Below are 24,783 nucleotides of genomic sequence, written 5' to 3'. Positions count from 1 at the left end.
CCGCGAGACCGTTCCAGGAGGCGACGACCTTGTCGTCGCGGGCCGGCTGGGGACGCTTGCTGCGCGCGTCCAGCAGCTTTTCCCGTACGCCGTGCCAGCGCGCGACCAGCGACGGCTCGGCGGCATCGATGTCCCGGGCGAGCACCAGCACGCTGCTGCCGTGCTCGAACGTGCCCTTGTCGGTGACCCGGAACAGGTCGGCGGCCCAGCGACCGTCCTCCTCCCCCAGCACCTCGACGAGCTGGGCAGGCGTCCACGCGTAGGTGAGCCCCTCGACCCCGTCGGTGTCGGCGTCCAGCGCCGACGCCAGCCCACCGGCCGGCGTGCCCAGGTCGCGAAGCAGGAACTCGGCGGTCTCGTCGGCGATGCGCCTGGCGAACGGGTCACCGGTGAGTCGCCACAACTGGGTGTACGCCCGGAGCAGCAGCGCGTTGTCGTAGAGCATCTTCTCGAAGTGCGGAACGGTCCAGGTCGCGTCGACCGCGTACCGGGCGAACCCACCGGCCAGCTGGTCGTAGATGCCGCCCCGCCCCATCTGCTCGGCGGCGTGCCGGGTCACCTCGAGCGCTTCCGCGGAACCGGTCCGCTGATGGTGCCGGAGCAGGAACAACAGACTCATGTGCGGCGGAAACTTCGGCGCGCCGCCAAACCCGCCGTACGTCCGGTCCTGGTCCTTGAAAAGCCCGGCGGCCGCGGCCGAGAGCAGTTCCGCCGAGATCGGCGCGGTGGGCCCACCGACCAGCTGAGCGCCGCCGATCGCCTGTACGACCGCCGCGCCCTGCTTGAGCACTTCCTCGCGCTGCTCCCGCCACGCGGTGCCGACGGACTCGAGAAGCCGGGTGAAGTGGGGTTTGGGGTAATAGGTCCCGCAGAAGAAGGGCTCACCGTCGGGCGTGGCGAAGACGGTCATCGGCCAGCCGCCCTGCCCACTCATGGCCTGTGTGGCGGTCATGTAGACGGCATCGACGTCCGGCCGTTCCTCCCGATCCACCTTGATCGCGACAAACCCGTCGTTCATCACCTTGGCCACGCCGTCATCCTCGAAGGACTCGTGTGCCATGACGTGACACCAGTGGCAGGCCGCATAACCCACCGAGATGATCACCGGCACGTCTCGCCGCCGGGCTTCGGCGAACGCTGCCTCCGACCATTGCCACCAGTCGACCGGGTTGTCCCGGTGCTGCAGAAGATAGGGCGAGGTCGCATCAGCGAGGCGATTGGCCATACCCCACCTTCTCACGCGGCCGGATCGGCCGCGCGGTGGTCAGGAGGCGTCGTCGGCGCGTAGGGGGCGGATGTTGTTCGGGGCCGCCTCGGCCAGCTGGGTCAGGGCCTGGACTATGCGGTCGGAGGGCATCGGGCGGCAGAAGTGGTAGCCCTGGGCGGCCGGGCAGCCCAGCGCGATCAAGGCCGCACGCTGCTCCGTTGTCTCGACGCCCTCGGCTACCACTCGCACGCCCAGGCGTGCGCCCAGCTCGACGGCGCCGCGGACCACGGCCTCGGCGGCCGGGGAGTCGATCATATCGTCCACGAAGGAGCGGTCGATCTTGATCTCGTCGACCGGCGCTCTCGTAACTATTGCCAGGGAGGAGTAACCGGTGCCGAAGTCGTCGAGGGAGAGTTGCACGCCCGCGTCGCGCAGGGCGGCCAGGACGTCGTCGACGATGGCCTGCTCGCTCACGGCGACCGATTCGGTGATCTCCAGGACCAGGCGGGAGGCGGGGGTGCGATGACGGCGCAGGGCGTCCGCCACCTGGCCGGGGAAGGCCGGGTCGAGCAGGCTGCGGGCCGACACGTTGACCGAGACGGGCAGGTCGACGCCGGCGTTGTTCCACGACGCGGCGGCGGACAGGGCCAGGTCGAGCACCCGGTGGGTGAACGGGGTGAGCAGCTCGGTGTGCTCGACCGTGCGGATGAAGTCGTTCGGGGAGAGCTGGCCGCGGCGCGGGTGGCGCCAGCGGACCAGGGCCTCGACGCCGCTCGGGGCCGCGGTGATCAGGTCGACCGCCGGCTGCAGGTGCAGCACGATCTGGTCGTCGGTGGCCAGAGCGTCCTGCAGCTCGGCCAGCAGGGCCAGCTCGTCGGTGGTCAGCACGTCCTGGCTGGTGTCGTAGGTGGCGACCGCCACCTCCTGCTGTTTGGCCTGGTCGAGGGCGAGCGACGCGCGGCGCACCATCTCGGCGAGCTCCACCTGGCCGGCCCGGGCCACGACGACGCCGACGGCGATCTCCACGGCGAGGCGTACGCCGGCGATCTCCATCGGCTGGCCGATGTGTTCGCCGAGCTCGCGGGCCCGGCGGATGGCCAGCGGCAGCGGGCTGGGCGTCTCGCGCAGCGGGGTCGCCGAGTCGGTGAGCGTGGCGATGGCGGGGATGAGCAGCGCGAACTCGTCGTCGCCGACCCGGGCGACCAGTTCGGAGTCGCGGGACAGCTCGCCGAGCCGCTCGGCGATCAGACCCAGCACCTCGTCGCCGCAGCGGTGCCCGAGCGTGCCGTTGACCTCGCGGAAGCCGTTCACATCGAGCAGCAGCAGGGCCACGTGCTGGTCACGGTCGAGGCCGCGCAGCATGCGGTCGCCGTCGGCGAGCAGGCTGGCCCGGTTGAGCACGCCGGTGAGCTGGTCGTGGATGAAGTTGTAGGTGGCCTGTTCGCGCAGCTCGGCGACCTGCACGTTGGCCGCCGCATCATGCAGCGCCGCGGCGAGTGCGTCGCCGTAGGCGGAGATCGCGGCCTCGTCGCGGGGCGCGGGCAGGGTGGGCTCGGCCAGCCAGACGGTCAGCTCGCCGACGACCTCGCCGGCCACCGCCATCGACCGGGTGATCGCCGGGCCGGGCAGGCCGGCGAGGAGGTTGTCCAGGCCGGGGCCGTCCTCGGTGTAGCGGTGTTCGCCGTCGGGGGTGCGCACGTCGATCTCGACCCGGCGGGCACCGAAGACGTCGAGCGCGCCACGCAAACCGGCCGCGGCCACCTGGGATTCGCTGCCGCCGGGCAGCGAGGAGGTCGCCGCCGCGAACGCCTCCCACATCCGGCGTTCCTCTTCGGCGCGCAGGTGGAAACGGTAGGTGCGCTGGAGCAGCCACAGGCCGGGCACGAAGGCGAGCAGCCAGACCGGGCCGCGGACCAGGGTGAACACCGCGCCGAGACCGACCAGGACGTTTCCGACGACCATCGGGATCTTGGCGTACGGGATGCGGGCGAAGATCTGACCGGTGGCGGCGTCGCGGTGCAGGGTGAGGGTGAGCGCCGCCAGCCCGAACGTGATCAGCAGGTAGGTGAGCGCGCCGGCGACCAGGGCGACCTGGGTGCGCATGCTCAGCACCGGAGCGTCGCCGCCGACCAGCCGGGCCACCGTGGCCGCACCGGCCGCGCCGAGCGACAGGGAGGCGGCCAGGTGCGCCACCTCGGCGATGTTGTGGTGTTCGTCCAGCCAGGACAGAACCGCCCAGGCGAGGACCGCGCCGGCCAGGGTGGCCAGCGGCAGCCAGCCGGGTGGCACCACAACGAAGCCGATGATGAACGCGGCTTCGCCCCAGGAGACGGAGACGACGCCGCGGCCGAGCCGGAACCGAAGGCGGGCGAGTTGGCCGGCGGCCACGAGAAGAGCCGCGAGACCCACCCCGGCCATTACCGAGAGTGGACGATCGGCGGGCCGTGGGACGGGCAGAAGGACGCCGCCGACGGCCACCAGAACGGCCACTCCGACGACCGCGGCGGTGAGCGCGCGGACGGCTCGGGAACGGCCGGCGAGACCCGCCGCCTCGATCCACGATCGACGGACTCCGGTCCCGGCGACCGGCGGGGCGCTCACGAGTTGTCCCTGTTCACGAGCGGCACACGCGGATGCACGTGCATCTGCAGGGGAGAAAGCCGGGGGCGGGGAGTGGTCATTTCGAGCGCCCCCTTCCGCGCAGGGTCGGGGGTCGTTGGGACCCCCGGCGGAAGGCTAAATCAATCCTGATGAACACAACAAGGGTTGACGCACGACCCGTGGCGGCCTTTTGTCAGACCAATACGGAGAGTGGTGTCCACTGAGGGTGATGAATACCCTGCGACGTGGTTAAACGCGGCGCTGGTCGCCATCCGCGGGAGCGGCATCACTATGAGTAGTAATGCCTTTGACCTCGTGTTCCGTAGCGGTGGTAGCAGCTTCCGATCGATCCTGGTCGACTTTCGCGTCGGCCGGTGCCTCGTCGGAGCGCTCAAGGTCCGCATTGAGGCGCGCGATCTCAGCTTCACGCTGTGTCGGCTGTGCGTCCGCGAAACTGTCGGGAAGCCGACGCAAGCGCTTATTCATATTGCGAATCAGCAGAACAGTCGCTATGACCAGCAGCACGATCACGAACAGGCCCATCGGGCCGGCCAGACCGCCGGACCGGGTGTCGCCGAAGTTGTTGACCGCGAAGAGGTTCACACCTCGGATCGTACTGCCGACTCGTGGATGCCCGCGAACAGGTCGGACTCCGGAATCGGGCTGTCGACCAGCGAACGGACCAGCTCGAAGTCTTCCGTCGGCCACACCTTCTGCTGCAGCTCCAGCGGGATGCGGAACCAGAAGCCGTCCGGGTCGACCTGGGTGGCGTGCGCGCGCAGGGCGTCGTCGCGGGTATGGAAATACTCCCCGCACTCGATCCGAGTGGTGATCTTGTCGCCGCGGTCGTCACGGTCGGACCACTTCTCCAGCCACTCCGTGTACGGCGACTCGAGCCCGGCGGCCAGCATGCCCTCGTGCAGCGCGATCATCCGGGCCCGCGTCCAGCCGGAGTTGTAGTAGAGCTTCAGCGGCTGCCACGGCTCGCCGAGCTCGGGGTATTTCTCCGGGTCGCCGGCCGCCTCGAAGGCCACCACCGACACCTTGTGGCACATGATGTGGTCGGGGTGCGGGTAACCGCCGTTCTCGTCGTACGTCGTCATGACGTGCGGGCGGAACTCGCGGATCAGCTTGATCAGCGGCTTGGCCGCCTCTTCCGGGTCCTGCAGGCCGAAGCAGCCCTCGGGCAGCGGGGGCAGCGGGTCGCCCTCGGGCAGGCCCGAGTCGACGAAGCCGAGCCACGCCTGGTCGACGCCGAGGATCTCGCGCGCCCGGGCCATCTCGGCCCGGCGGATGTTGGTGATGTCGGCCAGCACCTCGGGGCGGTCCATCTTCGGGTTGAGCACGCTGCCGCGCTCCCCACCCGTGCATGTCGCGACCAGGACCTTTGCGCCATCGGCCACATACTTGGCCATGGTGGCGGCGCCCTTGCTCGACTCGTCGTCGGGGTGGGCGTGCACCGCCATGAGACGCATCTGCTCGGTCACGTGAAACTCTCCCTGCAGCCTGCTGCGAAGATGGACCCTGCCATTCTGGCCGATCCCACCGACAAGAAACGCATGAGAGGTCGTCAGGTGAGCGAGACGCACACCACAACCCCGGTCTTCCCACCGGGCCGCTACGGGCGCCGGCGCGACGGCCGCCGCAAACTGGCGGGGCCGATCATCGCCCTCGCGCTGGTCGTCGCGGTCTCGGTGCTGATCTCGATCAAGCTCTACCAGAGGTACGGCGAGACCGACTACCAACCGCAGATCGTCGGCTGGGCGGAGCCCAGCGACACGGTCATGACGATCAAGTTCACCGTACGGGTCCCGGCCGGCGGCGCCACCGAGTGTGTGCTGCGCGCCCGCGACTACGGCGGCAACGAGATCGGCCGCAGGACGGTGGTGGTGCGCGCCGCGGCGGGCGAGACCACGATCGAGGCGGAGGAGGCGGTGACCACCACCGAACGGGGGTCGGTCGGTGATGTGGTCGGGTGTCACCCGGCGCCCTGATCGGTGCAAGATTGAGCAAATCCGGCCCCGTGCGCACCGCTGGTAAGCTTAGTGATTCGCTCCGTTCAGCATGCAACGACGATGTTGAGCGTTTCCCCGTTCCAGCAAGGAGATCGACCGTGTCCAGTTCAGAGGCGCCCAAGACTTGGCTTTCTCAGGACGCTCACGACCGGCTGCAGGCCGAGCTTGACGAGCTGATCGCCGGCCGGCCCGCGATTGCCGCGGAGATCAATGCGCGCCGCGAAGAGGGCGACTTGCGGGAGAACGGTGGCTACCACGCCGCTCGCGAGGAGCAGAGCCGGCAGGAAGGCCGCATCCAATACCTCAAGGAGTTCCTCCGCAACTCCGAGGTCGGCGAGGCGCAGGCGGCCGACTCCGTGCAGCCCGGCTCGGTCGTGACGATCTACTTCGACAACGACAAGAGCGACACCGAGACCTTCCTGCTCGGCTCGCGCGAGATCTCCTCCACCACCGACCTGACGGTCTACAGCCCCGAGTCGGCGCTCGGCAAGGCCATCCTCGGCAGCAGCACCGGCCAGACCGTGACCTACACGGCCCCGAGCGGCGCCGACATCAAGGTCACCGTGGTCAAGTTCGGCGCCTTCGAGGGCTGACCTCCTCGAGAACGAGGTGACGGGCCCGTTCAGAAGCTGAGCGGGTCCACCCGATAGCCCGACCCCCGCAGTGCGCTGATCAGCGCCGCGGAGTGGTCCGGCCCGCGAGTCTCGACCGAGAGAGCCACCTCGGCCTCCCCGAAACTGAGCCGCGGGCTCTGCCTCGAGTGCGACACGTCGACCACGTTGGCCCGCTGGTCCGCGATCTCGCCGAGCAGCCGCGCCAGCGCCCCGGGCCGGTCGTCGCAGCGCACCGCCAGCCGCAGGAACCGGCCCGCCGACGCCAGCCCGTGCTCGATCACCCGCAGCAGCAGCATCGGGTCGATGTTGCCGCCGGACAGGATCGCCACCACCGGCCCGGTCGAGGGCACCACGCAGGCCCCGGTGAGCAGCGCCGCCACTGCCGCGGCGCCGGCCGGTTCGACCACCATCTTGTGCCGTTCGAGCAGCACCAGCAGCGCCGCCGACAGGTCCTCGTCGGTGACCGTGACGATCTCGTCGACCAGCTTGCTGACGTGCGCGAAGGTGAGATCCCCGGGCCGTAGCACGGCGATGCCGTCGGCGATCGTGACACCCCGGTCCAGCTTCACCGGCGCGCCCGCGGCCAGCGACGGCGGATAGGCGGCCGCACCGCTGGCCTGCACCCCGACGATCCGGATGTCCGGCCGCAGCGCCTTGGCCGCCACCGCGAGACCGGAGATCAGCCCGCCGCCGCCGGTCGCCGTCACGATCGTGGCGGCCTCCGGCAACTGCTCGAGGATCTCCAGGCCGACCGTGCCCTGCCCGGCGATCACGTCCGGGTGGTCGAACGGGTGGATCAGCACCGCGCCGGTCTCCGCCGCGAACTGATGTGCGGCGTCGAGCGCGTCGTCGACGCTGGTACCGGCGTACTCGATCGCCGCGCCGTACCCCCTGGTCGCCGTGACCTTCGGCAGCGGCGCGCCCTCCGGCATGAAAACCGTGGAGCGCGCGCCGAGCAGTCCGGCGGCGAGCGCCACCCCCTGCGCATGATTTCCGGCGCTCGCGGCGACGACGCCGCGCTTGCGCTCGGCGTCCGAGAGACGAGCAATCCGGGTGTACGCGCCACGCACCTTGTACGACCCGGCACGCTGCTGGTTCTCGCACTTCAGCCAGGCCGGCACCCCGGTGATCTCGGCGAGCAACCGGGACGGGATCAGCGGGGTCTTCTTGACGACCCCGCTGATCAGCTCACGAGCCGCTTCGACATCAGCGAGGGAGAGGAGGTCCATGACTGCGATCGTGCCACCCGCTCACCCGAAGGCGTGACGCTGCCAGGGGTTGAGCACCTCGAACTGGCCGGCCACCGCGAGCAGCAGCAGTTCCGAGTCGGGCGGGCCGACGATCTGCACGGTCAGCGGAAGACCGTCGGGGCGCACGCCGATCGGCACCACGATGGCCGGGAGACCGGCCACGTTCCACGGCGCGGCGTACGGCGCGTACCGCATGCTGGCCTGCATGTTGTGCCGCCAGGAACCGGTCGAGTACTGCTCGGCCGGCGGCGGAGCCGCGGCCAGCGCCGGGGTGACCAGCAGGTCTACGTTGTGGTCGGCGAAGAACTTGATCGACGCCTCCCGCCAGGCGTCCCGGTGGGCCTGCTTGACCAGCCCGGCCTTCCACGCCCACTTCCCGAGCCGGACGTGCTGCCGGGTGCGCGGCTGGAGTTTCGACACGTCCAGCTGCTGCGACTCGCGGTAGGCCGAGGCGAACCAGGTGGCCAGCACCCGCAGGCCCAGCGAGGTCGGGTAGCGCGGATCGGCGGTGACGGTGTCGTGGCCGGCCTGCACCAGCAGTCTCGACGCGGTGGCGACGGCTTCCCGGTTCGGCTCGTCGGGGCGGACGCCGACCACCGGCGACCGGGTCGAGATGCCGACCCGCAGTTTCGGCGGCTCGACCAGTTTGGCCGGTTCACGGCCGGCCAGCACCGAGAAGCCGAGCACGGCGTCGGCCACCGTGGTGGTCAGCACGCCGTTCTCCACCAGGCCGAACCAGCCGTCGATGCCCAGTTCGGCCGGGATCACACCGCGGCCCGGCTTCAGGCCGACCAGCCCGCAGCAGGCCGCCGGGATACGGATCGAGCCGAGCCCGTCGTTGCCCTGCGCGATCGGCACCAGCCCGGCCGCCACCGCCGCGGCCGAACCGCCGGACGAGCCGCCCGGCGTCCGGTCGCGGTCCCACGGGTTGCGGGTCGGCACGTCCGCGTCGTCGGTGACCGCCCACAGCCCCATCTCGGGCATCCGGGTGACCCCGACGACGATCGCGCCGGCCCCGCGCAGCCGGCGGACCACCTCGTGGTCCACCTCGGCGACCGGGCCGCGCGCGGCGGCCGACCCGCCCCAGGTGGGCAGGCCGGCGACGGCCGTGTTCTCCTTCACCGCGACCGGTACCCCGGCCAGCGGCAGGTTGGCCAGATCTTCCTGGTCGTCGACCTTCTCCGCCTCGGCGAGCGCCTCGCCCTCGCGGACCACCCGGAACGCGTCCAGCGACGGGTCCGAAATGGCGATCTGCTCCAGCGTTTCGGCGACGACCTGGGTGGCCGACACGTCACCGCGTCGCACCGCCCGGGAGATCTGCTTCGCCGTGGCCCCCACCCAGCTCGTGCCGTCCGACATGCCTCGCTCCGTATGTAAGGTCAGCCGAGCGCCTGCTCCAGGTCGGCCAGCAGATCGTCAACGCTTTCGATGCCGACAGACAGTCGCACGAGATCGGCGGGGACTTCAAGCGGTGAGCCCGCAGCGGACAGGTGTGTCATCTGACCCGGGTGCTCGATGAGCGATTCGACTCCACCGAGCGACTCCGCGAGCACGAACAGTTTCGTCCGGTTGCAGATGTCGATCGCGGCCTCCATCCCGCCGGCCGCCCGGAACGACACCATGCCGCCGAAGCGCTGCATCTGCTTGGCCGCCGTCTCGTGACCCGGGTGCGACTCCAGACCCGGGTAGTAGACGGTCTCCACGGCGGAGTGCTCGTTCAGGTAACCGACGATGCGCTCGGCGTTGTCACAGTGCCGGTCCATCCGTACGCCCAAGGTCTTGATGCCCCGCAGGGTCAGCCAGGCGTCGAACGGTCCGTTGATCGCACCCATCGCGTTCTGGTGGAAGAGGATCTGGTCGCCGAGCTCGTCGTTCGCGATGACCAGGGCACCACCGACCACGTCGGAGTGTCCGCCCAGATATTTAGTGGTGGAGTGCACCACGACATCCGCGCCGAGCGCGATCGGCTGCTGCAGATACGGCGAGGCGAACGTGTTGTCCACGGTCAGCAGCGCGTCGTACTCGTGGGCCAGACCGGCCAGCGCCGCGATGTCGGCGATGTTCAGCAGCGGGTTCGTCGGCGTCTCGGCCCAGATCATCCGGGTCACGCCGGGCCGGAACGCGGCGCGCACCCCGTCCAGGTCGTCGAGCGGGACGGCGGTCCAGTCCAGCCCCCAGTTCTCGGCGACCTTGGCGAACAGGCGGTAGGTGCCGCCGTACGCGTCACCCGGGATGACCACATGGTCGCCGGGGCGGCAGACGGTGCGCAGCAGCGTGTCCTCGGCCGCGAGGCCGCTCGCGAAGGCGAGGCCGCGCCGGCCGCCCTCGATCGCCGCGAGGCACTCCTGGAGGGCGTCGCGGGTCGGGTTGCCGCTGCGGGCGTACTCGTATCCGAGGCGTGGTGCGCCGACGGCGTCCTGGGCGTAGGTGCTCGTCTGGTAGATCGGCGGCACCACCGCGCCCGTTCGCGGGTCCGGATCCTGGCCGGCATGGATGGCAAGGGTGTCGAAGCCGTAGCTGTTAGCCGTCATGCTGCGCAAGGCTAGTCTCACCTGGTGGCGGACTGCGTGTTCTGTGCGATCGTGGCGGGGTCGGTACCCGCTTTCAAGGTGATCGATTCTCCCGAGGGAGTGGGCTTCCTCGATACGCGCCCGGTGTTCAAGGGGCACGTCCTGGTGGTCCCTCGCCAGCACGTGATCACGTTGCCCGACTTGTCGCCTACCGATTTGCCCGGATATTTCGGACTCGTTCAGCGGGTTGCCGCCGCGGTGCCGCAAGCGCTGGGTGCGGCCGGCACCTTCGTCGCGATCAACAACATTGTGTCCCAGTCGGTCCCCCACCTCCACACCCACGTGGTGCCACGGACAAAGGGGGACGGATTGCGCGGCTTCTTCTGGCCCCGAACCAAATACGCGAGCGACGAGGAGGCGACCGAATACGCCGCCAAGATCGCCGCAGAGCTCGGGTAAGGACGGCCTAACCTTCTGCGTTACACCAGGCAGACGAAGGGAGTGACCGTGTTCCTGCGGTACAAGAAGCTCGAGCTGCCCACCCCCGACCAGGCCCTCCCCGGCCGCCCGATCGAGATGCCGGTCGCCGACCAGCACACCGTGCTCGGCACCCCGCTCAAGGGCCCGTGGCCGGCCGGCCACGAGGTCGCGGTGTTCGGCATGGGCTGTTTCTGGGGCGCCGAGCGCATCTTCTGGCAGCTGCCCGGGGTGTACTCGACCTCGGTCGGCTACGCCGGCGGCTTCACCAAGAACCCGACCTACGAGGAGGCGTGCTCCGGCTCCACCGGTCACGCCGAGGTGGTCCAGGTCGTCTACGACCCCAGCAAGATCGCCTTTGCGGACCTGCTGAAGGCGTTCTGGGAGAACCACGACCCGACCCAGGGCATGCGCCAGGGCAACGACGTGGGCACCCAGTACCGGTCGGCGATCTACACCACCACCGACGCGCAGCTGGCGACCGCGAAGGCGTCCCTGGAGGCCTTCCAGCCGGTGGTCACCAAGGCCCGCCGCGGCCAGATCACCACCGAGATCCAGCCGCTCTCGACGTACTACTACGCCGAGAACTACCACCAGCAGTACCTGTCCGACGCGAAGAACCCGTACGGCTACTGCAACCACGGCCCGAACGGCATGACCTGCCCGGTCGGCGTCGCGAAGGTCTAGAGCAAGTCGCCGGGGGCGTTTTCACGCCCCCGGTTGAAAAAGATCGACATATCCCTACATGGTTCGCACACTGGGAGTGATCCCCACCCACCCCGGGAGGTGCCACCATGCCGACTTTCCACAACGAGGAGGAGCGAGCCGCCTGGGCTCTCGCTGAATCCCTCACCGAGCAGGCCGGCAAGATGATGCGTCAGGCCGAGGCCGCCCTCGAGACCTGGAAGATGGGCAAGGAGATGAACCGGCTGCGCTGCGAGCGGCGCGGCATCTCCGCCTCGGACGCCGAGATCCGCTGGTCCGGGTCGGCGAACGCGAAGAACGCGCTGACCGACAACAGCTTTCACGTCGGGCTCGCGACCATGTATTTCAGCGCCGCCACCGCGAATTACTCGCGGGCGCTCTATCTGCGCAATCGCGGCAGCCTGCGGTAGTTACCGCTGATCCTTGTCGGCATTCGGCGAGGCGGTCGGCGCGGGCGGACGCGGAGCGTCGGACGGCGCGGCCGAGGCCGGCGCTGCGAGGGCCAGGCCGAGCACGGCTCCCGCGCCGATCAGGCCGAGGCCGGTCAGCGAAACCGGGCGACGGTCGGACTTCTCCATGAGTTACCTCCTGGCGGTAGCGAACCGGCCCTCAACAGTGGCAGCAGAAACTGAGACGATCCTGTGCGAAAGCTGGCAATCGATTGGTGTGTGTCGCGGGCCTCCGCTCAGGCAACATGGACTGATGGAGATCGCCAGCGAAACCGAGCGTAAATACGACGTCCCGGACGGCTTCGTACTGCCTTCGCTGGTGGGTACGGCCGGGATTCGCGACATCACCGGTGCCGAGACGCACGATCTCGACGCCACGTACTTCGACACCGACGACCTGACCCTGATGCAGAACCGGCGGACTCTGCGCCGGCGCACCGGTGGCGGCGACGCAGGCTGGCACCTGAAGACCCCCGGCGCCGGCGCGAGCCGCACCGAGCATCGCGTTCCGCTCGACGGCGGCGACGAGAACACCGTTCCCGCCGAGCTGCACGGCCAGGTCCGGGCCTTCAGCCGCCGGGCGGACCTGAAACCGGTCGCCCGCCTGCGCACCCACCGGATCGAGACGCCGCTGCGCGACGCCAAGGGCCGCACCCTCGCGCTGGTCGCCCAGGACCAGGTGCGGGCCGAGTCCGACGGCACGGAGCAGCGCTGGCAGGAGATCGAGGTCGAGCTGGTCGACGGGGACGCCAAGGTGCTCGATGCGGTCGAGCGGCTGCTGTTCCGGGCCGGCGCCACCCCGGCCACCGGCCCGTCCAAGGTCGCGCGGGCTCTCGACGGCCGCCTGCGCAAGAAGGAAACCCCCAAGATCAAAAACCCGGTTCAGGCGTACGCCCGGGACCAGCGCGAAGCCCTGACCGGGTACGACCCGGGTGTACGGCAGGGCGACCCGGAGTCCGTACACAAGATGCGGGTTGCCACCCGGCGCCTGCGCAGCACGCTGAAGACCTTCAAGCGGTCTTTTCCCGGCTTCGAAGAAGTCGGGGACGAGTTGAAGTGGCTCGCCGATCTGCTCGGCCAGGTGCGCGACGGCCAGGTGCAGAAGGGCAAGCTGCTGGCCGGGGTGAAGGAGTCCGGCGAGCACTTCGCCGAGGTCGCGACCCGCATCCGGCAGTACCTCGACGACCAGGTCGAGCAGGGCCGGGCGGCACTCGACGAGGCCCTCGAGAGCGAGCGTTATCTGGCCCTGCTCGACCGCGTCGACCAGCTCGCCGAGCTGCCCGGCGGCGGCGAGCCCGACCCCGTCAAACGGGCCGCGAAGAGCCTCGCCAAGGCCGACCGCCTGCTCGACCAGGCGCTGGCCGACGGCGAGGACGCCGAGCTGCACGAGGCCCGCAAGGCCTACAAGCGCGCCCGGTACGCGGTGGAGGTGTTCGCCGCCGGGAAACCCGGAAAGAAGCTGGTCGACGCGCTGACCGACCTCCAGGACGTGCTCGGCGCGCACCAGGACTCGGTGGTCGCCCGGGAGCTTCTGCACGAGCTCGGGCCGGACAATTTCTGGTTCGGCGTGCTGTGGGCGCGCCAGGAGCAGGTCGGCAAGGACACGTACGCCGAGCTGCCGGTGGTGATCGAGTCCTCGCGAAAGAAAAAGCTTAGGAAGTGGATCGGCTGAAGTTCACCTGAGCAGGGTATGAACTCACGTTATGCACGTGGAGGCGGAGTTCCAGGACGATCAGATCACCCAGCCGTACGACGGACCGGTCACGACGCTGGGCGGATACCGGGTCGCGGACGACGATGACGACGACCCGGTGCTGCTCAACGAGGACGGGAGCCCGGTCGACACCTGGCGCGAGGACTATCCGTACGACGAGCGGATGCCCCGGGGCGAGTACGACCATCACAAGCGGCTCCTGCAGATCGAGCTGCTGAAGCTGCAGAACTGGTGCAAGGACACCGGTGAGCGGATGGTGGTGCTGTTCGAGGGCCGGGACGCGGCCGGCAAGGGCGGCACGATCAAGCGGTTCATGGAGCATCTGAACCCGCGCGGCGCGTCGGTGGTGGCGCTCGAGAAACCGAACGAGCGCGAGAGCACCCAGTGGTATTACCAGCGCTACATCAACCACCTGCCGGCCGCCGGCGAGATCATGCTGTTCGACCGGTCCTGGTACAACCGGGCCGGCGTCGAGCGGGTGATGGGTTTCTGCACCCGCGCCGAATACCTGGAGTTCATGCGGCAGACCCCCGAGTTGGAGCGGATGCTGGTGCGCTCGGGCATCCACCTGATCAAGTTCTGGTTCTCGGTCACCCAGGGTGAGCAGCGCACCCGCTTCGCGATCCGCCAGGTCGACCCGGTCCGGCAGTGGAAGCTCTCCCCGATGGACCTCGCGTCGCTCGACAAGTGGGGCGATTACACCGAGGCCAAGGAGGCGATGTTCTTCTACACCGACACCGCGGACGCACCGTGGACGGTGGTGAAGAGCAACGACAAGAAGCGCGCCCGCCTCGAGGCGATCCGGCACGTGCTGAGCCGCTTCGATTACGAGAACAAGGATCACGAGGTGGTCGGCCGCCCCGACCCGCTGATCGTCGGCCCGGCCGCGCTCGCGGTGGAGGGCACCGACTCGTCCCCCCGCGTATTCCCGCGGCTGTAGTGATTCAAAAAGCGTTGGCACGGGACGGATCAGCTGGTTACCGTGGCCGTACACGTGAAGGGAGGTGGTCCAAAGTTGGATAGCAACGGGACTCGTGAGGTGGCTGTCCGCTAGCCGCTGTCCTCGACAGCTTGTCTAACCAAGCGTCGAGACCGTGTGGCAGCGGTCCGGCGAAAACTAGGCAGCCATCCGACCCCCAGGGATCCGGCCTTGTCCGACCGGACCACGACTCGCTTCGCGTGCGTGGAAGCCCCTGGGGGTCGACCTATGCCTCCGTCGGAGCGTGCAGATGCGCGAGCTGGTCGTGCTGGGAACGGCAAGCCAGGTTCCCACCCGTCACCGCAACCACAACGGTTACGTCCTGCGCTGGGACGACGAGGTGATCCTGTTCGATCCCGGCGAGGGCACCCAGCGCCAGATGCTGCTGGCCGGCCTGGCCGTGACCCCGCTGCGGCGGATCTGCATCACCCACTTCCACGGCGACCACAGCCTGGGCCTGCCCGGCATCCTGCAGCGCATCTCGCTGGACAAGGTCCCGCACCCGGTGACGGTCCACTACCCCGCGGCCGGCCAGGAGTTCTACGACCGCCTGCGGCACGCCACCAGCTACTGGGACAACGCCGACATAGTCGCGGCACCGGCCGACGGCGCGATCTTCGAGACGGAGACCCCGGCGGGGCGCCTGACGGCCCGTCCGCTATGGCATTCCCTCCCGACGTACGGCTACCGCCTCACCGAACCCGACACCCGCCGCATGGTCCCGGCCCTCCTGGCCGAACACGGCATCGCCGGCCCCGCCGTGGGCGAGCTGCAGCGCCTGGGCCGCCTGGGCGACGTGACCCTGGAACAGGTGAGCACGGCCCGCCCCGGCCAGACGTTCGCCTTCATCATGGACACGGGCCTGTGCGACAACGTCTACGCCCTGGCAGAAAACGCCGACCTGCTGGTCATCGAGTCGACGTTCCTCGAGGAGGACGCCGAGCTGGCCGCCCAGGTAGGCCACCTGACCGCGGCCCAGGCGGCCACGGTGGCCCGCAAGTCGAACGTCCGAACCCTGGTCCTGACCCACTTCTCCCAGCGATACCCCGACCCGTCCCGCTTCCTGGCCGAGGCCGGCCCGCACTTCAACGGCGACATAGTCCTGGCCGAAGACCTCATGCGAGTCCCGCTCCCACCCCGCCGCTGATTCAGCGCGACCGGTAGGCGTCCGCACGATGCTCGATTGCCGTCACGGTCACGACGAGATCGTCCTTGTCGATCTCGTAGAGGACCCGGTACGTGCCCCGTCTGGCCGACCAGGTGCCTTCGAATGGCGGCAACAGCAGTCGTTTGCCGACGCGCTGCGGATTCTCCAGGAGCGTGGTGGTGATGAACTCGTACACGGCCGCGGCGACCTTCTCCGGGAGACGGCCGGCCAGAGCGCGCGCCGCAGGCCCCGCCACTCGAAGTCGGGAGCGGGCTGACTCGCGGTCGTCGCTCACCGGGCTCCCCTTGACCGCTTCGCCATCAATGCCGCGAGTTCGTCGCTGTCCAGGACGTCACCGGCTTCAACGGCCGCCCGGGACTCGGCGAGTTGTCGCATGGCCTCGGGGCTGGACAGAACGTCCAGAGTCTCCTCCAGCGCCGCAAGGTCGTCGGCCGAGATGAGCACTGCAGCAGGGTGACCGTGCCTCGTGATCTCCACTCGCTCGTGCGTCCTGACCACGTCGTCGATGAGCTCCGAGAGGCGGTTACGGGCATCAGTGAACGGCACGATAGTCATGCTCGAAGTCTAGGCGATCGCTGGCGCGAAGCCTGTACAAACTTTTGGGCTCCCGATGCCGGTCGAGGTGAGGCAAGCGGTTAGCGTGGGGTGATGACTGTTGTCCTGCGTACCGGGGAAGATGTTGATCTTCTTGGGGTTGGGGATCTGCATTTTCGGTCGCGGGCCGACTCCTATGCGCACATCCTCTCGGCCGAGGCGCTCGCCACGCTCTCCGGTGCGGCGCTCGGGGCCTGGTGGAGTGAGCGCTGGAAGTGGGAGCGGGGCACGCATCGGCTGACCGTCGCGGAGAGCGACGGGCGCCTCGTCGGCTTCACCTATGTCGGGCCCAGTGAGCTGGACGGGGCCGCTGAGCTCTACGCCATCCACGTCGACCCCGGGCTGGTCGGCCGTGGGGTCGGGAAGCTGCTCATGGTCGACGCGCTCGGCTCGCTCGCGGAGATCGGTGACGGGCGGGCCGTGCTCTGGGTGCTCGAGGGGAACGAGCGGGCCCGGCGCTTCTACGACCGGGGCGGCTGGCGGCCGGACGGCACGACGCGGGTGGAGGCGATCGGTGGGGAGCCGGTGCCGCAGTTGCGCTACGGACTGGATCTCCCGCGCCCGGACGGTCCTTCGACCGGCCGGGCGCTCCCCCGAGATGTTCCTTCATCGTCGGTGATCGCCGAGTAGCCCGACCAGGCAGCGCACCGGCAAGCAACCGGCAATTCAGCCGGACATGGCCAGGTGGAACTGTTCCCGCTCGCCGCCTTCGAGGCCGAAGGCGTCGGCCAGCAGCCGCATGGTCTCGGGGCGGGGCCGGCCGGCCCGGCCGGATTCCAGGTAGCGGATGGTGCGCACGCTCAGGCCGGTGCGATCGGCCAGATCTTCCTGCGACATGCCGCGGCGCAGCCGGTGGCCGCGGATGCCGGCCCCGCCGGGCCGGTCCGGGGAACTGGCGGGGGCGAGCTTTCTGCGCAGGTCGGCGGCCTGTGGGTGGCCGAGGTCGGCGAGGATTTCGTACGCCTGACGGCGGCGCTCGCCGGCACTGTCGGGGTCGTGCAGCGCTTCGTGCTGGTCGCCGAGGTGGGCGAGGATCTGCGCCTCCAGCACCGGGTTGTCGATCTTGCGGGCCAGCCGTAGGCCCTCCTCGAAGTGCCGGGCGGCGTGATCCTGTTCGCCGGTGAAGAGGTGCAGCAGGCCGAGGGCGTCCCGGGTGATGGCCTCGTTTTCCCAGTCGCCGGACCGCTGCTGCAGGGCGAGCGCCCGGCCGAAGTGGGTCAGCGCCGTCCGCGGTTCGCCGCGCTGCGCGTGGTACCAACCCACCGCCAGCGCCGCCTTGCCCTCCCAGATCGGGTCGTCGAGCGTGCCGAACAGTTCCAGCGCCGTCCCGGCCTCGGCCAGCGCCCGTTCCTGATCGCCCTGCAACCACCACAGGTAGGACAGGATGAACCGGCACTCCGCGACGCCGGCCACGTCGCCGGCGCCCTCCACGAGGGCGAGGGCGCGGCGCAGATTTTCCTGCGCGCCGTCGAAGCGCTGCCGGCGACCGTCGGCGACGGCCAGGAAGGAATACGCGTACGCCAGGGCCGGCCCGTCGGCGAGGGTGGCCGCCGCGTCCAGGGCCACCGCCCAGGCCGCGCCTTCGTCGTCCCATCGCCGTTCCTCGTGCAGAAACGAGTCGAGCGCCCAGCTCAGCTGCCACGCCTGGGTGTCGAGGCCCTCGTCGCGGGCCTGCCGGACCGAGGCGAGCAGCGTTTCCCGTTCCCCGCGCAGCCAGTCGATGGCGTCCTTCATGTCGATCAGCGGGCGGGGCCGGGCGTCGTCGGCGGGTGCGGACAGGGTCATCGGGATGGGTGCCCGGGTCGGGTTGAGCACCAGGTCGGCCTGGTAGGCGGTGTGCGTGTAGTGGTCGAGCAGCCGGGTGAGGGCAGCTCGGCGGCCGACCGCCGGCTCGAGCTCGCGGGCCAGCTCACCGGCGTACGTGCGGATCAGGTCGTGCGCCGCGTACCGCCCCGGCATCGGCTCGGCGAGCAGGCCCGACTCGATGAGCTCGCGCAGCGTGCGGCGGGTTTCGGCAGGCGGCTGCCCGTTCAGCGCGGAGGCGGCGGCGAGCGCGATGTCCGGCCCGGCGGCCAGCCCGAGGAGCCGGAACAGGCGGGCGGCGGGTGGGGTGAGCCCGTGGTACGACCACGAGAAGACGGCCCGCAGGTCGTCGAGCGCGTCGAGCCGGCCGGCCGGGCGGCGCAGTTCGGCGGCGAGGGCGGCCAGCGCGGCGAGCGGGTAACCGGCGGTGCGGATGCGGGCGGCGGCCAGGGTCAGCGCGAGCGGCAGCCCGCCGCAGGCCCGGATGATCTCGGCTTCCGCGGACGGGTCGGTCTCCTCGGGGCCGAGGCGGCGGCGGAACAGCTCGGTGGCGTCGGCCATCGGCAGCGCCTCGACCGGAAGCGGCCGGGCCCCGACCGCGGCGACCAGGCCGGTGAGCCGGCTGCGGCTGGTCACCACCGTGCGGGTGGCCGCGCCGGCCGGGAGCAGCGGGCGCACCTGCTCGTCGTCGCGGGCGTTGTCGAGCACCAGCAACAGCCGCAGCGACGCGGTCAGCCGGTGGTAGAGCCCGAGCCGGCCGTCCAGGTCGGCGGGCATCGCGCCGGCTTCGACGCCGAGCCCGGCGAGCAGCAGGCGCAGGCCGTCGGACGGCTCGCGCGGGGCGGAGCTGTCGAAACCACGCAGGTCGAGGTGGAGGCATCCGTCGGGGTAGTGCGGTGCGGCCCGGCGGGCCCAGTGCACGGCGAGGGCGCTCTTGCCGGTGCCGGGCGGGCCGAAGACGACCGTGACACCGGCCGGGTCGGCGGCGAGCCGGGACAACTCGGCGGTGCGCCCGGTGAACTCGGTGATGTCGGGCGGCAACTGCGCAGGAACGGACATGTGGTCGCCGCACCTCCACTATGGACCGCTTCCACTTTATAGGTGGGCGGGAGCGCGCGACCGAGTTATTGCGGGGGAACCTGTGGTCACGCGCTCCCGCCAACCGCCCCGCCCAAAACCGGGGGTCGCGCCTGGCCGGAGGCGCTGGACCAGCGGAGGCGTGCCGGTCCTGACCAGTTGTAGGGCGGGTCCTGTTGCGGGATGCCGCGGCGCTGGCGGGGCGCAGCGGCATCACCGCCGGGAGACGTCGACGGGCTGGAGAGCCGGGGCCTGCCGGGGGAGGTCAAGCTGTCGGCGACGTCGAAGCGTGGTGCGATGGAGTTGTCAGTAGTGGAGATCACCGCGGTTGTGGTAGCGGGCACCTCTGTCCATGTTGTCCCCGAAGCCGGGCATGGCCCGGATGCTGTTCAGGTCGTGCCGCAGGGTCCATGCCTCCCGCCACGGGCGGCGGGACGCCGCGTCGGCGCGTTCGGCCAGGCGGCGCGGAGCGCACGGCCACCGCCATCCGCACCAGACGCAGTTACCTTCGTGATCCGCCTCCGCGTGCCGTCCCAGCATCTGCTGGGCGTCTCGCCAGAGAAGGCGATCCACGATGTCGGGCGGCACTGACTGGTCGGCGATGACCATCCGTCACACTCCGTCGGGATGTGTTGCAACCTCCGGTACGTCAGATACAACCGCAGGAGGCTCACCCAGGGTCGGACAACGGGTGCGATGAGTGATGAGGGTCTGTTCGCCGTGGGCGGACGCCGCCGCGGCATGGACCTTGACCAGCGCTTTGTTGACGCCGTCATGGATACCGAACACACGGGTGTCGAACCTGGGGCACTCGATGCCTACAGCCGCGTCGTGACCGGTGTCGCCACGAGCCTGCTCCCCTCGGTCGCCGCGCTTTCGGTGCGCAGCGCCCGCGGGGCCGGCGCCGGCTCGGCCGTCACCTTCACCGACGACGGATTCCTGCTCACCAACGCCCATGTGGTCGCGGGCGCGACCGGCGGCACCGCCGATTTCGCCGACGGCACCGAGACTCGATTCGACGTGGTCGGCGCGGACCCGCTCTCCGACCTCGCCGTGGTCCGGGTGCACAACCCGGGCGCACCGGCCGCGCCGCTCGGCGACGCCGATCTCCTGAAGATCGGCCAGCTGGTGGTGGCGGTCGGCAACCCGATGGGTCTCGCCGGATCGGTGACCGCCGGGGTGGTCTCCGGCCTGGGCCGGTCCCTGCCGGCCCGCGACGGCCGCCGGGTCCGCATCATCGACAGCGTCATCCAGACCGATGCCGCGCTGAACCCCGGCAACTCGGGCGGCGCGCTGGCCGATTCGACCGGCACGGTGGTCGGCATCAACACCGCGGTCGCCGGGTACGGCCTGGGCCTGGCCGTACCGATCAACTCCACCACCCGCACGATCATCGGCGAGCTGGTCGCCACCGGCCGGGTCCGGCGGGCCTGGCTGGGCGTGGCCGGCATGCCGAGCCCGCTGCCCCCGCCCCTGGCCACCCGCCTGGGACAGAAGCTCGGGCTGCGGGTCGTCGAGGTCGTTCCCGGCAGCCCGGCCGGTTCGGCCGGGATCTACCTGGGCGACGTGCTGATCTCGGCGGGCGGCCAGCCGCTGCAGACCGTTCAGGCCCTGCAGCGGCTCATGCTCAGCCCGGCGATCGGCGCCAACCTCCCGATCACCCTGCTCCGCAAGAACGCCCTGGTGGACGTCATCACGGTGCCCGCCGAACTCGGTTAGTCGCTATTTTCCGGGCGCCCGGTATCGCGTAACTGCCCGCGATCGCCCCGCTGATGAGGAGGAAGTCAATTTTTCGTCGCCGCGGGGTTTGCGGTGCCGGAAAATCGGCTTCCTCCTCATCAGCCTCAAAGGGGCGATCGCCCGCGGAGCGAAGCGGAGCCAGCTAGCTGAGATGCGTGAGCAGGTCCTGCCTCGTCAGCACGCCGGCCGGCTTGCCGTCGATCAGGACCATGGCGGCGTCCGCCTTCTCCAGGAGGGCGACCGCCTCGCTCACCGGCTGCCCGCCACCGATCATCGGCAGCGCTTCCTCCATGTGCCGTTCGATCGTGTCGTGCAGGTGGGCCTGTCCGGTGAACAGCGCGTCCAGCAGCGCCTTCTCCGCTATCGACCCGGCCACCTCGCCGGTGACCACCGGCGGCTCGGCCTTGAGCACCGGGAGCTGGCTCACGCCGTACTCCCGCATGTAGTCGATCGCGTCGCGCACCGTCTCGGTCGGGTGCACGTGGATCAGCGGCGGGGTGCGGCCGTCCTTGCCGGCCAGCGCGTCGGCGACGGTGGGCGCGTCGCCGTCGCCGGTGCGCAGGAAGCCGTACCGGGCCATCCAGTCGTCGTTGAAGATCTTGGAAAGGTAGCCCCGGCCGCCGTCCGGCAGGAGAACCACGACCACGTCGTCCGGGCCGGCCCGGCGGGCCACGTCGAGCGCGGCCACCACGGCCATCCCGCACGAGCCACCGACCAGCAGGCCCTCCTCGCGGGCCAGCCGGCGGGTCATCTCGAACGAGTCGGAGTCGGAGACCTCGATGACCTCGTCGGTGATGTCCCGGTCGTAGGCGGCCGGCCAGAAGTCCTCGCCGACGCCCTCCACCAGGTAGGGCCGGCCGGTGCCGCCGGAGTAGACCGAGCCCTCCGGGTCGGCGCCGATCACCCGGACCAAGCCCTGTTCCTTGAGGTAACGGCCGACGCCGCTGATCGTGCCGCCGGTGCCGACGCCGGCCACGAAGTGGGTGATCCGGCCGGCCGTCTGCTTCCACAGCTCGGGGCCGGTCTCCTCGTAGTGCGACCGGGGGTTGGCCATGTTCGAGTACTGATCCGGCTTCCAGGCGCCGGGAACCTCGCGCGCCAACTTGTCGGAGACGTTGTAGTAGGACCGCGGGTCCTCGGGAGCGACCGCGGTCGGGCACACGACGACGTCGGCGCCGTACGCCTTGAGGACGTTGCGCTTGTCCTCGCTGACCTTGTCAGGGCAGACGAAGATGCATCTGTAGCCGCGCTGCTGCGCGACGAGGGCGAGGCCGACACCGGTGTTTCCGCTGGTCGGCTCGACTATGGTGCCCCCCGGGCGAAGCAGGCCGGCCTTCTCGGCATCCTGCACCATCCGTAAGGCGATCCGGTCCTTGACCGATCCGCCAGGATTGAAGTACTCGACCTTCGCCAGCACCGTGGCGGAAATGCCCTCGGTGACATGGTTCAGCTTGACCAGGGGTGTGTCACCGATGATCTCGACGACGTTGTCGTAGTAACGCACGCCCTAGATTACGACGACGCGGTCCCGCTGCTTCTCCCACTCCAGGAAGCGCTCGGTCTCGGCGAGCACCGTGCCGGCCAGCCAGGTGATCATGACGGCGTCGTCGGCAAGGCCCACGACCAGCAAAAACGCCTCCGGAATGAGGTCGATCGGCGACACCACGTAGGCCGTCGCGGCAGCCATCAGGGCCACCCGCATTCCCCCGTCGTACTGGCCTGTCGCGGTCGCCTTGAGCATGCGGGGCACGGCCGCGATGCGTTTGCTCAGCGACGGTCCGCCGCGTGCGCCCCGCATCAGCTGCCGGGCCAGCGCGGTGAAAGCCGCGGTCCGCTTCAACGTCTTAGCCATCGGTTCCCCTCTCGGTAACTCCAGCATGACGTGGGCCCGCCATGATTGCCTCTCGCCAGAACGCGTTAGCCTCGAATTCCAAGCCGGATCTGGGAGGGGGATACCCATGAGCGGCATCGAAATCACCGCGGAGGACTGGCGCCGGATCAAATTGGCAGGCCAGATCGTCGGCGGAGTGACCGGCACGCTGGCCGGTCTGACCGCCCTCTCGGCCGGGCTCCTGCTTCGGCAGGCGGCCGACGCACGCCGGATCATCCCGATGGCCGAGGCGCCCCCGCCGCGCGGGGACGGCGTCTACGGCGCGAAATTCGGCGGCAAGCCCATCACGATGGTCGTGCTCGGCGATTCCTCAGCCGCGGGGTACGGCGTGCACCGTCCCCGCGAGACACCCGGCGCCCTGCTGGCCACCAGCGTGTCCCGCCGCCTGCACCGGCCGGTGAAGCTCTACCGGGTGGCCGTCGTCGGAGCCATGTCGTCGGGCCTGCCCTACCAGGTGGACGCCGCGCTGGAGTACGCGCCGGACGTCGCGGTGATCCTGATCGGTGGCAACGATGTCACCCACGCGTCGGCCCGGGTCATGGCCGTGCGCTACCTGGGCGACTCGGTGCGCCGGCTGCGCGCGGCCGGCTGCAAGGTCGTCGTCGGCACCTGCCCCGACATCGGCGCGATCCAGCCGATCAAGCCGCCGCTGCGCTGGCTCGCGCGAAAGTGGAGCCGCGACCTGGCCGCCGCACAGACGGTCGCCGTGGTCGAGGCGGGCGGCCGTACGGTGTCGCTGGTCGACCTGCTCGGCCCGGTGTTCGAGGCCGATCCGGCGCGGATGTTCAGCTCGGACCACTTCCACCCGTCCGCCGACGGCTACGCGCGGGCCGCGTCGGTGATGCTGCCGACCCTGCTGGCCATGCTCGGCGAGGACGACCGCCCGGCGCTGGCCGCGGGCGAGGGCGTGCGGAGCCTGGAGGAGGCCGCGCAGGAGGCGGTCCACACGGCCGGCACCGAGGTCAGCGCCATCCAGGTCGGCGGGCGCGAACGCGGCCCGGCCGGGCGCTGGGCGGTGCTGCGTAAGCACCCCTGGTTCGGTGAACCTCGCACCTGGTTCGGACATAAGGCATCCGTTCCGAGCGGCCGTCCGGCGGCGGGCGCCGTAGGCTGGACCCCAGCGGATCAATAACGTCGCAGTAACGCAGGGAGGCGAGAGATGGCGGGGCTGAACGCACGAATCGGCAGGGCGGCGGCCACCAGTCTGCTCGCCGGGGCGGTGAGCGGGGTCGCTCTGCTGGCCGGTGAGGTGCTCGCCGCCAAGGCCCGGCGCTACGCGAAACCCACCATGGGCCTGGCCCTGCGCACCTCGATGGGCAAGCTGTCCGCGCCCTCGGTGCGGCTGGTGCTGCTGGGCGACTCGGCCGCGATCGGGGTCGGCGTGGAGTGGCTGTCCGAGACCGTGGGCGGCCAGCTGGCCCGGCTGCTGGCCGAGGGCGGCACCGACACCGGCGAGCGGCACGTGCTGCTCTCCAGCGTGGGCGTGGCCGGTTCCCGGTCGGCCGACCTGGCCACCCAGGTGGCGCGGGCCCTGCTCGGTGAGCGACCCGATGTGGCCGTGGTGCTGATCGGCGCGCACGACGCGACCAGCCTGCGCAGCCCCGAGGAGTCGGCCGAACTGCTCGGTCAGGCCGTGCGGCGGCTGCGCGACGCGGGCGTGCGGGTGGTCGTGGGCACCTGCCCCGACCTCGGCGCGCTGCGGGCGATCGCGCCGCCGCTGCGCCAGGTGGCCGGCGTGCTCGGCCGCCGGATGGCGAAAGCGCAGGCCAAGGCGGTGGTGGCAGCCGGTGGCGCGGTGGTCGACCTGGCCGAGGAGACCGGCGCGGTCTTCCGGGCCGACGCGGGCACGTTCTGCTACGACGGTTTCCACCCGTCCGCCGACGGCTACCGGGTGTGGGCGCACGCTTTGTATCCGGCCGTAGCAAAAGCAGCACTGAGCCACATCTGAAAAAGATGGCCGGCGTGTGACAAAGTTGCACTCGCAGAGGT

26 protein-coding genes are annotated in these 24,783 nt (G+C 70.3%); 12 read left to right on the top strand and 14 right to left on the bottom strand.

What is annotated here, in order from left to right:
• From Ato02nite_RS23195 to mca, 4 genes are all read right to left on the bottom strand, one after another.
• Positions 1 to 1,225, bottom strand: a 1,225-nt coding sequence (locus Ato02nite_RS23195; protein ID WP_213008687.1) for a thioredoxin domain-containing protein, incomplete at its 3' end; no start/stop codon positions are given.
• A 39-nt stretch (positions 1,226 to 1,264) separates the two neighbouring features.
• On the bottom strand, positions 1,265 to 3,808 hold the full coding sequence (locus tag Ato02nite_RS23190) for an EAL domain-containing protein (protein ID WP_246607320.1): 2,544 nt from the start codon (positions 3,806 to 3,808) through the stop codon (positions 1,265 to 1,267).
• Between the two features lie 249 nt (positions 3,809 to 4,057).
• Entirely contained in the window at positions 4,058 to 4,420 is a 363-nt protein-coding gene (locus Ato02nite_RS23185) for a hypothetical protein (protein ID WP_438873064.1), read from the bottom strand.
• Positions 4,408 to 5,295, bottom strand: coding sequence for a mycothiol conjugate amidase Mca (gene mca / locus Ato02nite_RS23180; protein ID WP_213008685.1), 888 nt, complete (start codon positions 5,293 to 5,295; stop codon positions 4,408 to 4,410). Before mca ends, Ato02nite_RS23185 begins: the two co-directional genes overlap by 13 nt.
• 87 nt (positions 5,296 to 5,382) lie before the next feature.
• Between mca and Ato02nite_RS23175 the strand changes: the two genes are divergently transcribed.
• A complete protein-coding gene (locus tag Ato02nite_RS23175; RefSeq protein WP_246607319.1) occupies positions 5,383 to 5,802 on the top strand; it encodes a DUF4307 domain-containing protein in 420 nt (139 codons plus the stop codon).
• A gap of 119 nt (positions 5,803 to 5,921) precedes the next feature.
• Positions 5,922 to 6,416 (top strand): transcription elongation factor GreA, encoded by a 495-nt coding sequence (greA, locus tag Ato02nite_RS23170; RefSeq protein ID WP_203802573.1) that lies wholly within the window; start codon positions 5,922 to 5,924, stop codon positions 6,414 to 6,416.
• A 29-nt stretch (positions 6,417 to 6,445) separates the two neighbouring features.
• Here the strand turns inward: greA and ilvA are convergent, their stop codons facing one another.
• The 3 genes from ilvA to Ato02nite_RS23155 are packed head-to-tail and all read right to left on the bottom strand — an operon-like array spanning position 6,446 to position 10,218.
• Positions 6,446 to 7,666 carry a threonine ammonia-lyase gene (gene ilvA / locus Ato02nite_RS23165; protein WP_213008683.1) on the bottom strand — a complete coding sequence of 407 codons (1,221 nt, stop codon included), beginning with the start codon at positions 7,664 to 7,666 and terminating at the stop codon, positions 6,446 to 6,448.
• A gap of 21 nt (positions 7,667 to 7,687) precedes the next feature.
• Positions 7,688 to 9,046 carry an amidase gene (locus tag Ato02nite_RS23160; RefSeq protein WP_213008682.1) on the bottom strand — a complete coding sequence of 453 codons (1,359 nt, stop codon included), beginning with the start codon at positions 9,044 to 9,046 and terminating at the stop codon, positions 7,688 to 7,690.
• Between the two features lie 20 nt (positions 9,047 to 9,066).
• The gene (locus tag Ato02nite_RS23155) at positions 9,067 to 10,218 is read right to left on the bottom strand and encodes a cystathionine gamma-synthase (RefSeq protein ID WP_213008681.1); all 1,152 of its coding nucleotides are present in this window, start codon (positions 10,216 to 10,218) and stop codon (positions 9,067 to 9,069) included.
• Between the two features lie 24 nt (positions 10,219 to 10,242).
• Between Ato02nite_RS23155 and Ato02nite_RS23150 the strand changes: the two genes are divergently transcribed.
• The 3 genes from Ato02nite_RS23150 (at position 10,243) to Ato02nite_RS23140 (ending at position 11,789) form a co-directional block, all read left to right on the top strand.
• Complete coding sequence (locus Ato02nite_RS23150) at positions 10,243 to 10,656, top strand: HIT family protein (protein WP_213008680.1); 414 nt, start codon at positions 10,243 to 10,245, stop codon at positions 10,654 to 10,656.
• A gap of 48 nt (positions 10,657 to 10,704) precedes the next feature.
• Positions 10,705 to 11,361: a peptide-methionine (S)-S-oxide reductase MsrA gene (msrA, locus tag Ato02nite_RS23145; RefSeq protein WP_213008679.1), complete on the top strand. Its 657-nt coding sequence runs from the start codon at positions 10,705 to 10,707 to the stop codon at positions 11,359 to 11,361.
• A gap of 107 nt (positions 11,362 to 11,468) precedes the next feature.
• Complete coding sequence (locus Ato02nite_RS23140; protein WP_213008678.1) at positions 11,469 to 11,789, top strand: hypothetical protein; 321 nt, start codon at positions 11,469 to 11,471, stop codon at positions 11,787 to 11,789.
• Here Ato02nite_RS23140 and Ato02nite_RS23135 read toward each other — a convergent pair whose 3' ends face one another.
• Entirely contained in the window at positions 11,790 to 11,957 is a 168-nt protein-coding gene (locus Ato02nite_RS23135) for a hypothetical protein (RefSeq protein WP_213008677.1), read from the bottom strand.
• A gap of 124 nt (positions 11,958 to 12,081) precedes the next feature.
• On the opposite strand from Ato02nite_RS23135, the gene Ato02nite_RS23130 reads away from it, so the two are divergent.
• From Ato02nite_RS23130 to Ato02nite_RS23120, 3 genes are all read left to right on the top strand, one after another.
• Positions 12,082 to 13,500: a CYTH and CHAD domain-containing protein gene (locus Ato02nite_RS23130; protein ID WP_213008676.1), complete on the top strand. Its 1,419-nt coding sequence runs from the start codon at positions 12,082 to 12,084 to the stop codon at positions 13,498 to 13,500.
• 31 nt (positions 13,501 to 13,531) lie between these two features.
• Positions 13,532 to 14,482: a polyphosphate kinase 2 gene (gene ppk2, locus Ato02nite_RS23125; RefSeq protein WP_213008675.1), complete on the top strand. Its 951-nt coding sequence runs from the start codon at positions 13,532 to 13,534 to the stop codon at positions 14,480 to 14,482.
• 289 nt (positions 14,483 to 14,771) lie between these two features.
• The gene (locus Ato02nite_RS23120; protein ID WP_213008674.1) at positions 14,772 to 15,668 is read left to right on the top strand and encodes a ribonuclease Z; all 897 of its coding nucleotides are present in this window, start codon (positions 14,772 to 14,774) and stop codon (positions 15,666 to 15,668) included.
• Between the two features lies 1 nt (position 15,669).
• Here the strand turns inward: Ato02nite_RS23120 and Ato02nite_RS52565 are convergent, their stop codons facing one another.
• Positions 15,670 to 15,963, bottom strand: coding sequence for a type II toxin-antitoxin system RelE family toxin (locus Ato02nite_RS52565; protein WP_281419775.1), 294 nt, complete (start codon positions 15,961 to 15,963; stop codon positions 15,670 to 15,672).
• Positions 15,960 to 16,244, bottom strand: a complete 285-nt coding sequence (locus Ato02nite_RS23110) for a type II toxin-antitoxin system Phd/YefM family antitoxin (RefSeq protein WP_213008673.1) — start codon at positions 16,242 to 16,244, stop codon at positions 15,960 to 15,962. Before Ato02nite_RS23110 ends, Ato02nite_RS52565 begins: the two co-directional genes overlap by 4 nt.
• 93 nt (positions 16,245 to 16,337) lie before the next feature.
• Between Ato02nite_RS23110 and Ato02nite_RS23105 the strand changes: the two genes are divergently transcribed.
• On the top strand, positions 16,338 to 16,913 hold the full coding sequence (locus Ato02nite_RS23105; RefSeq protein WP_213008672.1) for a GNAT family N-acetyltransferase: 576 nt from the start codon (positions 16,338 to 16,340) through the stop codon (positions 16,911 to 16,913).
• A 36-nt stretch (positions 16,914 to 16,949) separates the two neighbouring features.
• On the opposite strand, the gene Ato02nite_RS23100 is transcribed toward Ato02nite_RS23105, so the two are convergent.
• Positions 16,950 to 19,145 carry a tetratricopeptide repeat protein gene (locus Ato02nite_RS23100; protein WP_213008671.1) on the bottom strand — a complete coding sequence of 732 codons (2,196 nt, stop codon included), beginning with the start codon at positions 19,143 to 19,145 and terminating at the stop codon, positions 16,950 to 16,952.
• A 324-nt stretch (positions 19,146 to 19,469) separates the two neighbouring features.
• A complete protein-coding gene (locus Ato02nite_RS23095; protein WP_213008670.1) occupies positions 19,470 to 19,772 on the bottom strand; it encodes a hypothetical protein in 303 nt (100 codons plus the stop codon).
• 222 nt (positions 19,773 to 19,994) lie between these two features.
• On the opposite strand from Ato02nite_RS23095, the gene Ato02nite_RS23090 reads away from it, so the two are divergent.
• The gene (locus Ato02nite_RS23090) at positions 19,995 to 20,882 is read left to right on the top strand and encodes a S1C family serine protease (RefSeq protein ID WP_246607317.1); all 888 of its coding nucleotides are present in this window, start codon (positions 19,995 to 19,997) and stop codon (positions 20,880 to 20,882) included.
• A gap of 163 nt (positions 20,883 to 21,045) precedes the next feature.
• Here the strand turns inward: Ato02nite_RS23090 and Ato02nite_RS23085 are convergent, their stop codons facing one another.
• A complete protein-coding gene (locus Ato02nite_RS23085; protein ID WP_213008668.1) occupies positions 21,046 to 22,407 on the bottom strand; it encodes a cystathionine beta-synthase in 1,362 nt (453 codons plus the stop codon).
• Between the two features lie 3 nt (positions 22,408 to 22,410).
• A complete protein-coding gene (locus Ato02nite_RS23080; protein ID WP_213008667.1) occupies positions 22,411 to 22,755 on the bottom strand; it encodes a YkvA family protein in 345 nt (114 codons plus the stop codon).
• 106 nt (positions 22,756 to 22,861) lie between these two features.
• Between Ato02nite_RS23080 and Ato02nite_RS23075 the strand changes: the two genes are divergently transcribed.
• Complete coding sequence (locus Ato02nite_RS23075) at positions 22,862 to 23,926, top strand: SGNH/GDSL hydrolase family protein (RefSeq protein ID WP_213008666.1); 1,065 nt, start codon at positions 22,862 to 22,864, stop codon at positions 23,924 to 23,926.
• 27 nt (positions 23,927 to 23,953) lie between these two features.
• Positions 23,954 to 24,742: an SGNH/GDSL hydrolase family protein gene (locus Ato02nite_RS23070; RefSeq protein ID WP_213008665.1), complete on the top strand. Its 789-nt coding sequence runs from the start codon at positions 23,954 to 23,956 to the stop codon at positions 24,740 to 24,742.
• Positions 24,743 to 24,783: the final 41 nt, after the last annotated feature.

This window comes from Paractinoplanes toevensis (assembly GCF_018332695.1).
GTDB lineage: Bacteria > Actinomycetota > Actinomycetes > Mycobacteriales > Micromonosporaceae > Actinoplanes > Actinoplanes toevensis.
This window is presented reverse-complemented; position numbering and strand designations above follow the sequence as displayed.

Excerpts from the sequence above, each read along its gene's own strand:
- ilvA (WP_213008683.1), bottom strand. The coding sequence starts at position 7,666 with ATGGACCTCCTCTCCCTCGCTGATGTCGAAGCGGCTCGTGAGCTGATC.
- Ato02nite_RS23160 (WP_213008682.1), bottom strand. The coding sequence starts at position 9,046 with ATGTCGGACGGCACGAGCTGGGTGGGGGCCACGGCGAAGCAGATCTCC.
- Ato02nite_RS23155 (WP_213008681.1), bottom strand. The coding sequence starts at position 10,218 with ATGACGGCTAACAGCTACGGCTTCGACACCCTTGCCATCCATGCCGGC.
- Ato02nite_RS23140 (WP_213008678.1), top strand. The coding sequence starts at position 11,469 with ATGCCGACTTTCCACAACGAGGAGGAGCGAGCCGCCTGGGCTCTCGCT.
- Ato02nite_RS23135 (WP_213008677.1), bottom strand. The coding sequence starts at position 11,957 with ATGGAGAAGTCCGACCGTCGCCCGGTTTCGCTGACCGGCCTCGGCCTG.
- Ato02nite_RS23130 (WP_213008676.1), top strand. The coding sequence starts at position 12,082 with ATGGAGATCGCCAGCGAAACCGAGCGTAAATACGACGTCCCGGACGGC.
- ppk2 (WP_213008675.1), top strand. The coding sequence starts at position 13,532 with ATGCACGTGGAGGCGGAGTTCCAGGACGATCAGATCACCCAGCCGTAC.
- Ato02nite_RS23120 (WP_213008674.1), top strand. The coding sequence starts at position 14,772 with ATGCGCGAGCTGGTCGTGCTGGGAACGGCAAGCCAGGTTCCCACCCGT.
- Ato02nite_RS23110 (WP_213008673.1), bottom strand. The coding sequence starts at position 16,244 with ATGACTATCGTGCCGTTCACTGATGCCCGTAACCGCCTCTCGGAGCTC.
- Ato02nite_RS23105 (WP_213008672.1), top strand. The coding sequence starts at position 16,338 with ATGACTGTTGTCCTGCGTACCGGGGAAGATGTTGATCTTCTTGGGGTT.
- Ato02nite_RS23100 (WP_213008671.1), bottom strand. The coding sequence starts at position 19,145 with ATGTCCGTTCCTGCGCAGTTGCCGCCCGACATCACCGAGTTCACCGGG.
- Ato02nite_RS23095 (WP_213008670.1), bottom strand. The coding sequence starts at position 19,772 with ATGGTCATCGCCGACCAGTCAGTGCCGCCCGACATCGTGGATCGCCTT.
- Ato02nite_RS23080 (WP_213008667.1), bottom strand. The coding sequence starts at position 22,755 with ATGGCTAAGACGTTGAAGCGGACCGCGGCTTTCACCGCGCTGGCCCGG.
- Ato02nite_RS23075 (WP_213008666.1), top strand. The coding sequence starts at position 22,862 with ATGAGCGGCATCGAAATCACCGCGGAGGACTGGCGCCGGATCAAATTG.
- Ato02nite_RS23070 (WP_213008665.1), top strand. The coding sequence starts at position 23,954 with ATGGCGGGGCTGAACGCACGAATCGGCAGGGCGGCGGCCACCAGTCTG.